Annotated in this window: 12 protein-coding genes and 1 pseudogene; 8 read left to right on the top strand and 5 right to left on the bottom strand. The window is 70.3% G+C overall.

Going from position 1 to position 14,806, the window contains the following annotated elements:
- Positions 1-18: 18 nt before the first annotated feature.
- Positions 19-1,188, top strand: a complete 1,170-nt coding sequence (locus VNF07_06085; protein ID HVB05798.1) for an FtsW/RodA/SpoVE family cell cycle protein — start codon at positions 19-21, stop codon at positions 1,186-1,188.
- Entirely contained in the window at positions 1,185-1,670 is a 486-nt protein-coding gene (locus VNF07_06090; protein ID HVB05799.1) for a bifunctional nuclease family protein, read from the top strand. The genes VNF07_06085 and VNF07_06090 overlap by 4 nt, the downstream gene beginning before the upstream one ends.
- Here the strand turns inward: VNF07_06090 and VNF07_06095 are convergent.
- Positions 1,646-2,974 carry an FtsW/RodA/SpoVE family cell cycle protein gene (locus VNF07_06095; GenBank protein HVB05800.1) on the bottom strand — a complete coding sequence of 443 codons (1,329 nt, stop codon included), beginning with the start codon at positions 2,972-2,974 and terminating at the stop codon, positions 1,646-1,648. The two genes, VNF07_06090 and VNF07_06095, sit on opposite strands and share 25 nt — an antisense overlap.
- 65 nt (positions 2,975-3,039) lie before the next feature.
- On the opposite strand from VNF07_06095, the gene ppk1 reads away from it, so the two are divergent.
- Together ppk1 and VNF07_06105 are read left to right on the top strand one after the other, a co-directional pair.
- Positions 3,040-5,244 carry a polyphosphate kinase 1 gene (gene ppk1 / locus VNF07_06100; protein HVB05801.1) on the top strand — a complete coding sequence of 735 codons (2,205 nt, stop codon included), beginning with the start codon at positions 3,040-3,042 and terminating at the stop codon, positions 5,242-5,244.
- Positions 5,244-6,827 carry a Ppx/GppA phosphatase family protein gene (locus VNF07_06105; protein ID HVB05802.1) on the top strand — a complete coding sequence of 528 codons (1,584 nt, stop codon included), beginning with the start codon at positions 5,244-5,246 and terminating at the stop codon, positions 6,825-6,827. The genes ppk1 and VNF07_06105 overlap by 1 nt, the downstream gene beginning before the upstream one ends.
- Here the strand turns inward: VNF07_06105 and VNF07_06110 are convergent.
- Positions 6,818-7,954: a lysylphosphatidylglycerol synthase transmembrane domain-containing protein gene (locus VNF07_06110; protein ID HVB05803.1), complete on the bottom strand. Its 1,137-nt coding sequence runs from the start codon at positions 7,952-7,954 to the stop codon at positions 6,818-6,820. The genes VNF07_06105 and VNF07_06110 overlap by 10 nt on opposite strands.
- A gap of 143 nt (positions 7,955-8,097) precedes the next feature.
- On the opposite strand from VNF07_06110, the gene VNF07_06115 reads away from it, so the two are divergent.
- Together VNF07_06115 and VNF07_06120 are read left to right on the top strand one after the other, a co-directional pair.
- The gene (locus tag VNF07_06115) at positions 8,098-9,234 is read left to right on the top strand and encodes an AI-2E family transporter (GenBank protein ID HVB05804.1); all 1,137 of its coding nucleotides are present in this window, start codon (positions 8,098-8,100) and stop codon (positions 9,232-9,234) included.
- Positions 9,235-9,243: 9 nt separating this feature from the next.
- The gene (locus VNF07_06120) at positions 9,244-9,996 is read left to right on the top strand and encodes a polyprenol monophosphomannose synthase (protein HVB05805.1); all 753 of its coding nucleotides are present in this window, start codon (positions 9,244-9,246) and stop codon (positions 9,994-9,996) included.
- A 39-nt stretch (positions 9,997-10,035) separates the two neighbouring features.
- Here the strand turns inward: VNF07_06120 and VNF07_06125 are convergent, their stop codons facing one another.
- Positions 10,036-10,419, bottom strand: coding sequence for a hypothetical protein (locus VNF07_06125; GenBank protein HVB05806.1), 384 nt, complete (start codon positions 10,417-10,419; stop codon positions 10,036-10,038).
- A gap of 464 nt (positions 10,420-10,883) precedes the next feature.
- On the opposite strand from VNF07_06125, the gene VNF07_06130 reads away from it, so the two are divergent.
- Positions 10,884-12,410, top strand: coding sequence for an ABC transporter substrate-binding protein (locus VNF07_06130; GenBank protein ID HVB05807.1), 1,527 nt, complete (start codon positions 10,884-10,886; stop codon positions 12,408-12,410).
- Between the two features lie 21 nt (positions 12,411-12,431).
- Here the strand turns inward: VNF07_06130 and VNF07_06135 are convergent, their stop codons facing one another.
- Entirely contained in the window at positions 12,432-13,205 is a 774-nt protein-coding gene (locus tag VNF07_06135; GenBank protein ID HVB05808.1) for an alpha/beta hydrolase-fold protein, read from the bottom strand.
- Positions 13,206-13,662: 457 nt separating this feature from the next.
- Between VNF07_06135 and VNF07_06140 the strand changes: the two genes are divergently transcribed.
- Complete coding sequence (locus tag VNF07_06140; GenBank protein HVB05809.1) at positions 13,663-14,481, top strand: SGNH/GDSL hydrolase family protein; 819 nt, start codon at positions 13,663-13,665, stop codon at positions 14,479-14,481.
- A gap of 15 nt (positions 14,482-14,496) precedes the next feature.
- On the opposite strand, the pseudogene VNF07_06145 reads toward VNF07_06140, so the two are convergent.
- A pseudogene (locus VNF07_06145) lies at positions 14,497-14,754 on the bottom strand (ISAzo13 family transposase).
- Positions 14,755-14,806: the final 52 nt, after the last annotated feature.

Raw genomic sequence — 14,806 nt, forward strand, 5'->3', positions numbered from 1 at the left:
CCGGTAATGATGGCAGCCGTGGCGGTTCAGATGCTCGAGCGTCGCGCCCGCGCTGTCACCGGGCGCCGCGAGGCGAGCCGCCTGGCGGCGCTGCGCCACCTCGACCTCACCCTCGTCGCCGCCGCGCTCGCCCTCGCGGCGATCGGCGTCGTGATGGTCTACTCGGCGACGAACGCGATCTACGGCGGCTACTACCTGAAGCACCAGCTGATCTACGCCGTCCTCGGCATCGTGGTGATGGTCGTGCTGATGAGCTTCGACTACCGCCGCCTCGAGGAGTGGGCGGTCTTCATCTACGGCTTCTCGGTGCTCACGCTGCTCGCGGTGCGCGCCGTCGGCCACACGAGCAACCTCGGCGCGACCCGCGAGATCGTCCTCGGCCCGCTCGCCATCCAGCCCTCGGAGTTCGGGGTGCTCTCGGTGATCGTCGCCAGCGCGGTCTTCCTGCACCGCCACGACACCGAGCTCGGCGTCGCCAACCTCGCCCGCCTCGGCGGCCTCGTCGCCGTGCCGATGGCGCTCGTCGCCGCCGAGCCCGACCTCGGGACGACGATCGTCACCGCGGTCGTGGTGGCGACGATGCTCGTCGTCGGCGGGGTGCGCCTGCGCTACCTCGCGCTCGTCGTCCTCGGCCTCGTGAGCCTCGTGCTCATCGGCACCAAGGTCCACCTGCTGCACAGCTACCAGCTGCAGCGCCTCACCGCGTTCCTCCATCAGAGCGACTGCAACCAGCCGAAGTTCGCCGGGACCCAGGCCTGCTACCAGCCGCTGTTCGCGCAGACCGCGATCGGTGCCGGCGGCGTCTCGGGGACGGGGCTCTTCCACGGGGCGCTCACCAACTCGAACTACATCCCCGAGGACTGGACGGACATGATCTTCTCGACCATCGGCGAGCAGTTCGGCTTCGTCGGCTCGGTCGTCGTCGTCGGCCTCTTCGGGGTGATCGCGCTGCGCATGGTGCGCGCCATGCAGGTCGCGCGCGACACCCTCGGCCGCCTGCTCTGTGGCGGGGCGCTCGCCTTCGTCGCCTTCTCGGTCTTCCAGAACGTCGGGATGAACGCCGGGCTGATGCCGATCACCGGGATCCCGCTCCCGTTCATCTCCTACGGCGGCTCGGCGCTGTTCGCTACGTTCGCGGTGGTGGGCCTCGTCGCGAACGTGGAGATGCGCAGGTTCCGCAGCCGGTGAGCGAGGCCGGAGCGGCCGCCGACACCGCCGGTGGGGAGGAAGAGGGGTCCGAGCAGCTGGCGCCCGTGCGCTACTGCCCGGTCGAGATCGCCGCCGTCGAGGTCCTCCTCCCCGAGAGCCACGCCCGCCTCGTGCTCTGCGAGATCGGAGGCCAGCGCCGTGCCTTCACCGTGCCGATCGGCATCCCCGAGGCGAACGCCATCGTCTACGCCCGCGAGGGGCTGCAGACGCCGCGCCCGCTCACCCACGAGCTCTTCGCCTCCAGCCTCGCCGCCTACGGGATCGTGCTCGAGGCGGTGCGCATCACCGCCGGCGAGGACCGCGCCTTTCGCGCCGAGGTGGTCTTCTCCGGGCCGAGCGGCCCCCGCACCCTCGACTGCCGCCCCTCGGACGGCATCGCCCTCGCGCTCCGCCACCCCCTACCGGTGCCGCTCACGGTCACCGAGGCGGTGCTCGATCAGCTCGGCGTCGCGACCGGCTGATTGCCCTCGTTGGAGATCCGCATGAGGATCGCCAGCAGCGCGTAGTTGGCGACGAGCGAGGAGCCACCCGCCGAGACGAAGGGGAGGGTGACCCCCGTGAGCGGCAGCAGGCGGGTGACGCCGGCCATGATGAAGAAGGCCTGGAAGCCGATGAGCACCGTCAGCCCCGCGGCGCAGAGCTTGGAGAACTCCGAGCGGGCCCGCAGCGAGGCGCGCAGCCCGCTGCCGACGAGCAGCAGGAAGCCGATGATCACCGCCGTCGCCCCGAACAGGCCGAGCTCCTCGCCCATCACCGCGAAGATGAAGTCGCTCGTGTTCACCGGGAGCACCACCGGGTTCGCGGAGATGCCGAGGCCGAGGCCGGTGCCGTAGAGGCCGCCCCGCGCGAAGGCGACCTCGCCCTGCACGGTCTGGTAGCCGGTGTTGGTCGGGTCGGACCAGGCGTGCAGCCAGGTGGTGATCCGCCCGTCGACCTGGCCGAGGACGTGGCTCGCGACGAAGGTGGCGGCGATGAAGGCGACGATGCCGATCGCGAGGTAGGTCCAGCGTCCGGTCGTCAGCCACAGCAGCGACAAGAAGACGATGAACAGCAGCAACGCGAAGCCGATGTCGCGCTCGCCGAGGATCACGATCAGTGACATCACCGCGGCCACCGCGATCGGCCCGAAGGCGCGCAGGTCGGGGAGCATGTGGTTGCCGACGCGGCGCGTCGGGATGGTGAGCAGCTCGCGCTTCTCGATGAAGTACGAGGCGAAGAAGATCACGAGCAGCAACTTCGCGATCTCGACCGGCTGGAAGGTGATCGAGCCGGCGTGCACCCAGAGGTAGGCGCCGCTCACCCTGTTGATCGGCGCGCCGATCACTGGGACGACCGGCGCGACGAGCAACCCGAAGGCCGCGAGCAGCAACAGGTAGCGGTAGCGCTCGAGGTCGCGGCTGTGGCGGAAGACGAGCAGCACCGCGCTGTAGGCGCCGAGGCCGATCACCGTCCAGGCGAACTGCGGCCCGGCCCCGTGCGGGGCGATGCGGCTGATCATCACGTAGCCGAGGCCGTTCATCACGAGGGCGAGCGGCATCATCACCGGGTCGGCGTCGGGGACGAGGCGGCGGTTCACGGCCTGCACGATGACGAGCACGCCGATCAGGCCGAGGAGGAAGAGGAGCTCGTGCGCGGGGAGGGCGTTGGACTTCGCGAGCGCCGGCAGCAGCGAGGCGAAGATGATCGCGACCCCACCGACGACGAGGAGGCCGAGCTCGCTCCGCCGTCGCGGCTTGGTGCGGTAGCCGAGCGCCGCGAGCTGCACCTCGCCACCGTACCGCCCCAGATGAGTCGACCGGCGCTCACGCAGCCCCGGTAGCGTTGGGCCCGATGATCAGGCGCTTCGACGAGGAATCGGTGATCCCCCTCCACCCCGAGCGCCTCGAGGACGAGAAGTCCCCCGATCACTACGGGGCGGCGCGCTTTTTGAACCGCGAGCTCTCCTGGCTCGAGTTCGCCGACCGCCTCCTCGACCTCGCCGCCGACGCCTCGCTGCCGCTGCTCGAGCGGGTGAAGTTCCTCGCCATCTTCTCCTCGGGCCTCGACGAGTTCTTCCAGGTGCGCGTCGCGGGGTTGCGCGACCAGGAGGCGGCGGGCTACGCCGAGCGCTCCGCGGACGGCCGCACCCCGACCGAGCAGCTCGCCGCGGTCCGCGAGCGGACCTGTGAGCTCGTGGTGCGCAACGCGGCGATCTTCTCCGGCGCGCTCCACCCCGCCCTCGCCGCCGCGGGCATCCGCCTCCTCGACTACGAGCACCTCGACGCCGCGGGGCAGGCCGAGCTCGACGAGGTCTTCGAGCGCAAGATCTTCCCCGTCCTCACCCCCCTCGCCGTCGACCCCGGCCACCCCTTCCCCTACATCTCCAACCTCTCGCTCAACCTCGCGGTGCGCGTCGAGGACCCCGAGGCGGGGATGCACCGCTTCGCGCGGGTGAAGGTGCCACCGCTGCTGCCGCGCTTCGTGCCGCTCGCGGACGGCGAGCGCTTCTGTCCCCTCGAGCAGGTGATCGCCGCCAACCTGCACACGCTCTTCCCGGAGATGGAGATCGGTGGCCACTACGCCTTTCGCGTCACCCGCAACGCCGACTTGGACTTCGAGTCCTCCGACGCGGACGACCTGCTCGCCGCCGTCGAGATCGAGCTTCGCCGCCGCCGCTTCGGCCGCGCCGTGCGCCTCGAGATCGACCCAGCGATGTCGCGGGACATGGTGCAGCTGCTCCTCGACGAGCTCGAGCTCGACGACGACGACGTCTACGCCGCCTCGGTGCCCCTCGACCTCGCGCAGCTGTGGTCGATCGCGGCGATGGACCGCGCGGACCTGAAGGACCCGCCCTACCAGCCGGTCCCGCCGCCCGCCCTCACGACCGGCGTCGACGAGCCGACCGACTTCTTCGCGGTCCTCGCCGAGCGGGACGTGCTCGTCCACCACCCCTACGAGTCCTTCGCCGCCTCGGTCGACGCCTTCGTGCTGCAAGCCGCCGCCGACCCCGACGTCCTTGCCATCAAGCAGACCCTCTACCGCACCGCCGGTGACGCGCAGATCGTCGCCGCGCTGGCACGCGCCGCCGAGGAGGGCAAGCAGGTCGCCGCCCTCGTCGAGCTCACCGCCCGCTTCGACGAGCAGCGCAACATCGCCTGGGCCCGCCAGCTCGAGCAGGCCGGGGTGCACGTCGTCTACGGGGTGGTCGGCCTGAAGACGCACGCGAAGACGATCCTCGTCGTCCGCCGCGAGGCCGACGGCATCCGCCGTTACTGCCACGTCGGGACGGGGAACTACAACGCGGACACCGCACGCATCTACGAGGACCTCGGCCTGTTCACCGCTGACGAGGCGATCGGGGCCGACCTCACGGACATGTTCAACTACCTCACCGGCTTCTCCCAGCCACCGCGCACACGGCGCCTCGTGCTCGCGCCCCAGGACTTCCGCCCCTGGGTCCTCGAGCAGATCGCCCTCGAGGCGGCGGCGGGGGAGGCGGGACGGATCGCCCTCAAGCTGAACGGCATCACCGACCCCGAGGTGATCGACGCCCTCTACGGCGCGGCGCGCGCCGGGTGCGCGGTCTCCCTCGTCGTGCGGGGGCTCTGCTGCCTGCGCCCGGGGGTGCCCGGGCTCTCCGAGACGATCCGCGTGCGCTCGATCGTCAGCCACTACCTCGAGCACTCCCGCATCTACCGCTTCGGCAGCCCCGGCCCCGAGGTCACCGCCCACTGCGCCCTCGAGCCGGCGACCGACACGCCCGCCGAGGAGAGCCGCCCCGCCCGCTACTTCGTCGGCTCGGCCGACCTCATCCAGCGCAACCTCGACTTCCGCATCGAGGCGCTCGCCCCGGTGCTCGACCCCGAGCTCTGCGGGCGCCTCGAGGACGTCCTCACGCTCTGCGCCGAGGACGACCACAACTCCTGGACCCTCTCCGCGGCGGGCAGCTGGCGGCGCAGCCACGGCCCCGCGGAGCACGCCGCGCAGCGCCGACTGCAGGCGCTCGCCCACGAGCGCGCCCAGCGACGGCGGGCGCACGAGGTGCTCGGCAACTAGTGCGGATCGCGGCGCTCGATCTCGGCAGCAATTCCTTCCACCTCCTCGTCTGCGAGGCGCGCCTCGACGGGAGCTTCAGCCCGCTCGCCCGCGAGAAGGAGATGCTCCGTCTCGGCGACCAGGTCGCCCGCACGGGGAGGATCGGACGCGAGTCGACGGCGCGCGCCGTCGAGGTGATCGCGCGCTTCAAGGCGATCGCGGAGGCCAACCACGCCGACGAGACGATCGCGCTCGGCACCGCCGCGATCCGCGAGGCCGAGGACGGCGTCGCCTTCGTGAATCGCGTGCGCGCCGAGACCGGCGTCGAGATCGAGGTTGTCGACGGGGTGGTCGAGGCGCGGCTGATCTTCACCGCGATCCGCTCGAGCGTGCTCATCGAGCCCGCCCCCGCGCTCGCCGCCGACCTCGGCGGCGGCAGCCTCGAGGTGATGGTCGGCGACCAGGGGGCGCTCATGTACGCGGCCAGCCTCCGCCTCGGCGTCGGCCGCCTCACCGCCGAGCTCGTGAGCACCGACCCGCCCTCGCGCCGTGACCGCCGGCGCCTCGAGGAGCGGGTGCGCGGCGAGCTCGCCCCGGTCCTCGCCGAGGCGCGTGAGCTGAAGCCGCGCATGCTGATCGGCTCGTCGGGGACCTTCTCTGACCTCGCGAAGATGGCGGTCGCGGAACGCGGCGGGGGTGAGCCGGCGAGCCTCAACCAGGTGACCGTGGCCCGCGCCGAGCTGCTCGCCCTCGAGCGGGCGATCTTCGGCGCGGACGCGGAGGCGCGCGCCAAGCTGCCGGGCGGCGACCAGAAGCGCGCCGAGCTGCTCCCCGCGGGGATCATCGTCCTCAACCACCTGATGGAGGAGACCGGCCTCGGCGAGCTGACGATCAGCGACTGGGCGCTGCGCGAAGGGGTGGTGCTGAACGCGATCGGCGGTCACGACCGCGCCGAGCTCGCCGACGACCCGCGCGCGCTGCGGCGCGCCTCGGTGCTCTCGCTCTGCCGCCGCTCCAACTGGCGCCAGCCGCACGCCCGCCAGGTGGCGGCGATCGCGGTCGCCCTCTTCGACGTCACCGCGCAGCTGCACCGCCTGCCCCCCGAAGACCGGGAGCTCCTCGAGCTCGCCGCGCTGCTGCACGACATCGGCGAACACGTGAGCCGCGTCGACCACGACCGCCACACCGCCTACCTGATCGAGCACGGGGGGCTGCGCGGCTTCACCCCCGAGGAGGTGCGGATGCTCTCGCTGATCGGCCGCTTCCACGTGCGCGGCACCCCCCGCCCGCACAGCGCCGGCAATGGGGCGCTCACCGAGGACGAGCGCCAGCGGGTGCTCGGGCTGACGGCGCTGCTGCGCGTCGCCGACAGCCTCGACGCCTCGCACGCAGGCTCGGTCGGCGCGATCCGCCTCGAGAAGGAGCGCGCCGGGACGGTGACGCTGCGCATCGCCGCGAAGGGCGACGCCGAGCTCGAGCAGTGGGCCTTCCGCCGCAAGCGGGGGTTGTTCGAGAAGAGCTTCGGCCGCCGCGTCGAGGCGGTGTTCGACCGCCAGGGCCGCGAGGACTTCGAGGCCGCGGAGCTCGTCCCCGGCTACTCCTGATCGTCCTCGCGCTGCGGCGCGTCGGGATCGAACTCGACGGTGCGGTCACGCGACTCGGCGGCCATCTGGCGGAGCGCCTCGCGGCGCGTCCCCCGCTCGGCGCGCAGCGACAGGTAGGCGCCGGCGCCGACGGGGATCGGCGCCCAGAAGTTCACGAGCCGCCAGCCGATAACGGCGAGGGTCGCCGTCTTCGCGACGGCGCCGAAGCTCACGAGCAGCAGCGGGACGAGGGTCTCCACCACCCCGAGGCCGGACGGGGTGAAGGGGAGCGCGGCGAGGACGTTGCCCACCCCCCAGGCGACGAGGACGTAGACGGGGTTCAGGTAGACGTGGAGCGCGGCGAGGAAGCACCACAGCGAGGCCGCGTCGAGGAGCCAGTTCACCGTCGCCCAGCGCAGTGCGGCGATCAGCCGGTCGTGGTCGCTCGCGAGGGCCCGGAGCGCCCCGCCGATGTGGCGGACGATGCGCTCGAGGCCGTCGGGGGTGACTCGCGGCACCTTGGCCCCGAGCCCGCGCACGAGGCGCACCGCCCGCTCCTCGCCGCGGGTGAAGAAGAAGACGATCGCCGCGAAGGCGAGCAATACGAAGGTGCCGACGAGGGCGGCGAGCACGTAGACGGGGTGCACCCCGGCAAAGGGGATCGAGACCACGAGCGCGAACCAGAGCAGCACGTTCAGCACGACCGCCGAGCCCATGCCCTGCGTCGCCATCGCGAAGCCGGCGTCCTCGCCGCGCACCCCGTGCGAGGTGAGCAGCCGGTAGCCGAGGGTCGCCGAGCCGGCCGTCCCGCCCGGCACGACGTGCGCGATCGCGAGGCCGGCGAGGTCGATCCGCCAGAGCACCGAGACCCCGGGCCCGTCGGCGGGGAGCAGGACCTTGGTGAGCACCGAGTAGGCGAAGAGCGCTCCCGCCTCGACGAGCACGCCGGCGGTGAGCCAGATCGGGTCGAGGTGCTCGAGGCTGTTGAAGTTGCGGCTGGCGATGATGAACTTCGGGACGACGAGGTACTCGACGACGAGCGCGGTGATGAAGAGGATCACCGGGATGCGCACGCCGGCGGGGATCTGGTCGCGGAGCTTGCGCTTCGGCTGCGGCGGCTGCGCCTCGGCGCCGAAAGCGCCGCTCACCCGCCTCCGCCCCGCATCGGGACATGCTCGCAGATCCCCGACCGGGCGGGCACCTCCCCGCCCCCGCCCCTGGCGCGCCGCTCCTGAGCTGGGTGGCGGCGCAAACCCGTGTGCCGCACCCCGCCGTCGAGTTCAATGCAGTGATGCCACCGGCCCTGCGACGCCCGTCCTTTGTCCGCCGGCCGCGGCCGGCGAGCGAGCGGAGCCTCGAGCGGCTGGTGGTGCGGATCTCGATCCAGGTGCTGCTCAGCTCGATCGGGATCCTCGTCCTCGTGCTGCTCGCCTGGCGCCTCCGCCTCCTCCTGCTCCTCATCGCGGCCTCGCTCTTCGTCGCCGCGCTGATCAACCCCTTCGTCCACGTGCTGATGCGGCGTGGCCTCGGGCGCACCTCCTCGACCTTCGTCGTCTACCTCGTGCTCGTCGTGGTCGCCGCCGCGCTCGGCTTCGTGCTCGTCGCACCGGTCTACGGCTCGGCCGTGCATTTCGCCTCGGACTTGCCGAACCTCGTCCGCCAGGCCCAGCAGGGCCGCGGCCCGGTCGGCCACCTCGTCACCCGCCTGCACCTCGCGAACTACGTGGACCAGCACGCGGCGGCGTTCAAGTCGTTCATCACCCGCCTCGGAAAGCCCGCGCTCTCGGTCGGCAAGACCGTTTTCTCGGGGATCGCGAGCGTGGTGACGATCGCCTTCGTCTCGTTCTTCATCGTCCTCGAGGTCCCGAAGATGGTGAACGGCGCGCTGCGCTTCCTGCGCGAGGAGGACGCGGAGGAGTTCCGCCGCATCTCGACGATGATGAGCCGCCAGGTGACCGGCTTCATGCTCGGCGACCTCGCCACCTCGGTGATCGCCGGCCTCGTCGTGTTCGTCGCGCTGCGCATCACCGGCGTCCCCTTCGCCTCGGTGCTTGCGATCTGGGTCGCCCTCGTCGACTTCCTCCCGCTCGTCGGCGGCCTGCTCGCGGGGGTGCCGACGGTCGGGGTGGCCTTTTTGCACTCTGTGCCGGCGGGGATCGTGACGGTGATCGTCTTCCTCGTCTACCAGCAGATCGAGAACCACGTCCTCTACCCGATCGTGATCAGCCGCACCGTGCAGCTGAACCCGCTCGCCGTGCTGCTCGCGGTGCTGATCGGCGCTGAGGTCGGCGGAATCCTCGGCTCCACCTTCGGCGCGATCTGCGGGGCGATCTTCGCCGTCCCCGTCGCCGGCTCGATCCAGGTCGGCGGCGGGGAGCTGCTGAAGGCGCGCCTCGGTGACCCCGGGGAAGCAAAGGGCCAGCAGTAGGGTTTGCAGATGCGCGTGCTCGTCGTTCTGCCGACGTTCAACGAAGCGGCGAACATCGAGAGGATGCTGCGCGAGGTCCGCAAGCACCTCCCGGACGCCTCGATCCTCGTCGTCGACGACTCGAGCCCGGACGGCACCGCCGAGATCGCAGAGCGTGCCGGCGGCGAGCTCGGCGCGATCGAGGTCCTCGTCCGCCCCGAGAAGAACGGCCTCGGCCCTGCCTACCGCGCCGGCTTCGCCTGGGGGCTCGAGCGCGACTACGACGGCTTTGTCGAGATGGACTCCGACTTCAGCCACGACCCCGCTGCCCTCCCCTTGCTCGTCGCTGCCTTTGAGGGTGGTGCCGAGCTCGTCATCGGCTCGCGCTACGTGCCCGGGGGCTCGATCCCGGACTGGTCGCTCCGCCGCCGCCTGCTCAGCCGCTTCGGCAACCGCTACGCGAAGGCGCTCCTCGGCCTGCGAGTCGAGGACTCGACGGCCGGTTTCCGCGTCTACGCGGCGTCGCTGCTCCGCCGCATCCCCCTCGACGAGGTGCGCGCCGACGGCTACGGCTTCCAGATCGAGATGACTTACCGGGCGCGGCGCGCCGGCGCGCCGATCACCGAGGTGCCGATCCGCTTCGTCGACCGCGTCGAGGGCGAGTCGAAGATGTCGATGTCCACCGTCACCGAGGCGCTCGCCCTCGTCACGGTGTGGGGACTGCGCCGCCTCGTCGGCTCCGGCCCGCACGGCGCCCGCCCCGCCGCGGCCAGGGGGCGCTGAGCCCCGAGCGGCGCCAACTCCGCGGCGCTCCGAGCCCCCTCAGTCGGCCGCGGTGGCGTGCGCGAGCGCCTCGTCGCGGTCCTCGTAGCCGATGATCTCGCGCACCCCCGCGCTCCCCACGCTGAGCACCTGCCAGCGTTGCTCCTCGCCCACCGCGCCGGGGCGGCCGCGCACGAGGAGGCCGACGAGGAGGCGCTCGCCGTGCGTCTCGACCTCGGTCACCGACGCGCGCACCCCCGCCGCGTGGGAGCGGCGCCACCAGCTGAGGACGTCGGCGGGGCTGGTGCACGCCTCAGGGTCGCCGGGGGCGCCCCAGAAGACGTGCGGGTCGAGCAAGCCGCCGAACGCATCGAGGTCCGCGCCCTCGAGGAGCGCCTTCACCCGCGGCGCCAGCGCCGCGGCGGTCATCGGTGTTTCGGCCATCGCGCCTCCCGGTGCTCGTGATCGTCGGTCATCGCCGAACTCGCTCGCCGCCATTGTCGCCGCCCCGGTTGCATCGCGCGCTGCTCGGAGTGCCGAGGAGCTGGAGCGCCTCGGCGCGCCTGCTCGAGCAGAGGCCGCGGCGACGACGCCGCAGATCCTCAGCCGCGCGCGGCGGGTGCCGTTGCTTGGCTCGTTTGGTGCGGCATCGGCAGCGACTCAGTGCCACCGCCACCTTGCGCGCCCAAGCCATGCTGAGCGCGACGCACCTTTCGCCCGAGAGGCCCTTGTCTTCCACGCGGGTGGCTGATCGCCTCGCTCGCGACGGTCCAGGTTCGCGCGGCGTCACTAGTCTTCACGCGATGAGGGCTTGGCTCGAGTCCCGCGCCGGCGAGTGCTCGTAGGACGTGGGCGGCACCTCGCGGGAAGCGCCGTCGAGAGGGCGAGCCTTACTCGCCCTCGGTCTGTTGACCCTCGCGCTCCAAGCGGCGTCGCCGTTGGACGCGGGAGGGAGTGTCGCTGGTCATGTGCGACAAGCGACGGGAATTGCGGTCACGGGGGCCTTCGACCTTCCAACCCTTGACGTCTCGCAACCGACTGCATCCGTCGCCGCGAACTTCCCCATTTTCGACCTCATCTACGGGACCCTCTTCACTGTCGGGGCCGGCGGCGTCATCCAGCCGGCTCTCGCCCTCGGGTACAAGCTGAGTCGAGATCACAGGAGTGTCACGCTCTTTCTCCGGCCGCACCTGACCTTTCAGGACGGCACCCCTCTCGACGCACGAGCGGTGGCATGGAACATCAATCGCGACCGACTGGCCACGGCCGGTCCTTCTTGTCGAGTCCCGCTCGCCGATCTCGAAGGCGTGGCGACGCTGTCCCCCGTGAAGGTCGTGTTGGTGTTTCGGCACCCGTACGCGCCGATCATCTCCTCGCTCGCCACCGGGTGTCCGGGAATGATGGCTTCGCCTACCGCCGTCAGCTCCGAAGGGGAGCAGCAGTTCGGCGATGCGCCCGTCGGCGCCGGCCCGTATCGGCTCTTGCAGTACGGACAGCCGTATTCCGTCACCGTTGTCCGCTGGGCGGCGTACTGGGATGCGCGCCGCACGCACGCGAGCACGATTTCCTTTCGGAACTCGACCGACCCGAGCACCTCGATCGGCGGGATCGAGTCCGGAGGCACGCAGCTCTACGTGGACCCCGGCCTCGGCAGCTTGGCCTTCGCAAGGTTGGACCCCCACTATCTGAAGGTCGTGGCCCTGGCTGCGACGAGTTTTGTCGCCTTCCTCCCCGACGTGAGGACCGCGCCGTTTGACAACGAGCAAGCCCGCAAGGCCGTCGCGTACGCGCTCGACGCGAGATCGATCAACAGCCAGGTCTTCGACGGGCTCGAGCGGCCGTCGGCGTCGATTTTCGGGACCGGGGACAGCAATTACCTCGGCACGAGCATTCCTGGAGCACCGGCGTACGATGCGCCCCAGGCAGTGGAGGCCGTGCAGGGCCTCGGTGGCCTGAGCTTTTCGTACGGCCTTTCGGGGGTCCGCTTCTCGCCGCTTGGCACTCGCGCGGTCGCATCGGAGGTCGCCGCCGCGCTGAGCGCACAGTTCTCGGCGGTGGGGATCCACGCGACCGTCGGTGGCATTGCGTCGGGCCCGGGTGCATCGGGGCAATCCCCTGCTTCTTACGCCGGACTTGTCCTGCAGTACGGCGGCTTTTCTGATGACGGCATCTACGCGGCGCAATTCTTCCAATCCGACGGCGCGTTCGCGCACTTTCGCGATCCTCACTTGGATGCACTCGTGGCGCAGGCAAATCGGTCGTTCAGCGCCACAACGAGGACGGCGCTCTTCCGGCGTGCGATGTCGTATGTGGATGCGAACGCGTATGTGATTCCGATGTACACCCTCCCGAGGTACTACATCGCCGCGCGTTATCTCGCGGGAATCCCGCGGGGCACACCGGTGCTGTATCTCGCGAACGCGTATCTGAAATGAAAAGGACAACCACGGAGCGGGTCAGAGGATCCCATCACGCACGGCCAGCCAGTCCAACGAATCCGTGAGGAGAGCCGCGAACACCGAGCCCGTGTGCCCGCCCGGGACCGTCAGGGTCTGCACGTGCATTCCGGCGTGCCGGCACAACGTCGCGGTTCGCTCGATCTCGCCGAGATAGTACGTGTCGTCGCTTCCCGTCCCGAGCATCGCCCAGGTGCTCGGCCGACGATGGTGAACGAGGATCTGGGCCGGATTGACATTTGCGAACTCTCGGGAGTTGCCGTCGAAGGTGGCATCGATCGTCTCCTGCAGCGTGCCGCGCAGTTGCTCGTAGACGCCGGAGAAGTCGAGGAAGGTCGGGAAGAGCTTCGGGTGGTCGACGGCGAGCTGCCACGCGCACGTCCCGCCGAACGATCCGCCGCCGATCGCCCACGCCGTCGGGTTGTGATCGACGCGCAAATGGGTGCGCACCCAGTTCGGGACGTCAACGGAGAGGTAGGTGTCTGACTGGCCGAGCTTGGAATTGATGCAGAGCGGGTTCGACAAGAACGAGCCGAGGGCGTCAGGCATGACTACCACCGGAGCGAGCCCGTGATGGGCAGCCGCGAACCGGTCCATGACGCCGGCAAGGTCGTTCCACTTGAGCCAGTCGTGAGAGGTGCCAGGCTGACCGCCGATGAGCTCGAGGACGGGCAGCAGCGGGGGCTCTGAGGTGAGATAGGCGGGCGGGAGGTACAGCCAAGCAGCTCGTGCCGCGAACTTCGAGATCCGTCCGGAGATGGTGACCTCGACCACCTGGCCTGCTGCTGGAAGGTCCGACGGTGGTCGCCAGTCCTCGAACAGCGAACGTGCAGGTCGTGGGGCAGCGCGTCCGCGCCTGATCGACTGTGCAGCCGTCGCCCCATTGGCGGAGCTCGTGTTCGTCACTACGAGGAGGGTGAGCACGATCGCGAGGCCCGCCGGTGCCCATCGGCGCCGCGCCGCGACGTGCCTCCGGATGAGACGTGCAAAATCGCGCCAAGCGGGGCTGCGAAAGGATGCGCCGCAGGCCCTGGTGCCACGCTCGGCGGGTGCCCGCCGCTGCCCACTCGACTGGCAATCGCGACAGTGACGAGCACGAACCGCTGGGCTTCGGGCTAGTGCCGTGTAGGGCTGTTCAACGATTTGCATCCGTCCCCAACTCGCACAGAAGAACTAGCTTCGGACCTCGACGATGTCAACCTTCGCATGCCGCGCCGGTCGGAGGCGCTCAATGGCACGGCACGACGGCGCGAGCCGCGACCCTGGTACCGAGACTCCCCTCGAGCAGCGCGCCGAGATGCGACAACGAGGCGGTCGTCTGCGTGCGAGGTCCTTGGCGGTGGGGAGACTTGGCGCGCGATGGCGCCCCGCCGCCGTCTTCCTCGCCACCGCGATCGCGGTGATCCTGCTTGCGGCACCGCGCCCGGTGGCGGCGACGGGATCGGCCAGCAAGGCGCGGGTCGTCGTGGCGCTTGGCGATTCGATCACGTCAGGGTTTGGCCTCGAGGATCCGTCGACCGAGAGCTGGCCGGCACAAGCACAGGCGCTCTCTGACGGCAGGTACGTCTTTGTCAATCAAGGGGTGGCAGGCGACGAGCTGGCAACGGCGGCCGGCCGAGTGTCGCCGGGGTGGCCGCCCATGCAGGTCCGACTGAGGGCGGCCCTCGCGCATCATCCCTGGTGCGTCGTCCTGCTCGGAGGCGCAAATGATGTCGGCATCGTCTCGGTGGAGACCGATGAAGCAGCGATCAGAGCGATGACAGACACCATTGTCGCTGCCGGCTCACGATTCGCGGTCGTGACCATCACCCCTCTCGCTGCGCCAGCCATTCGGCCCCACGGCTACCCGGCATTCGCGAACCGCCTCAATAGCTGGATTCTCCAGACGTATCCCGGTCGCACCGTGAACTACTGGAAGTACATGACGGGCGACTCCGGGACCAGGATGCTCAGTGCGTTGAACTCCGGAGACGGCATTCACCCCAACGAGGCCGCTGCGCATTGGCTCGCATTGCATGTGCTCGCGCTCTTGGGGTCCCCGTCGATCTAGTCGCGCGGTTAGGCCTCACGCCGAGTTTGATTGGGCATTGATGGTGTAGTTCCACTCACCGTGGAACTCGTGCGGTTCGAGAGCAAGAGCGGCGAGCTCGGCATCGGTGATCTTGACGCCCTTCGGATACCAGTTCGAGTCGTAGTCGGCCTGGATGGTGAGCCCGGTGGTGGTCGTTGTCGCGGAGATGAGCTCGATGACCGTGCGCAGCGAGGTGAGCGGCCGTCCTCGCCAGTTCATGGTGATGAAGCTGAACATCCGGTGCTCGATCTGGGGTGAAATGCGGTTCCCACTCACGACGCGACGGCGCGCGCATCCAGGGTGC

The organism is Acidimicrobiales bacterium (genome assembly GCA_035533595.1).
GTDB lineage: Bacteria > Actinomycetota > Acidimicrobiia > Acidimicrobiales > Bog-793 > DATLTN01.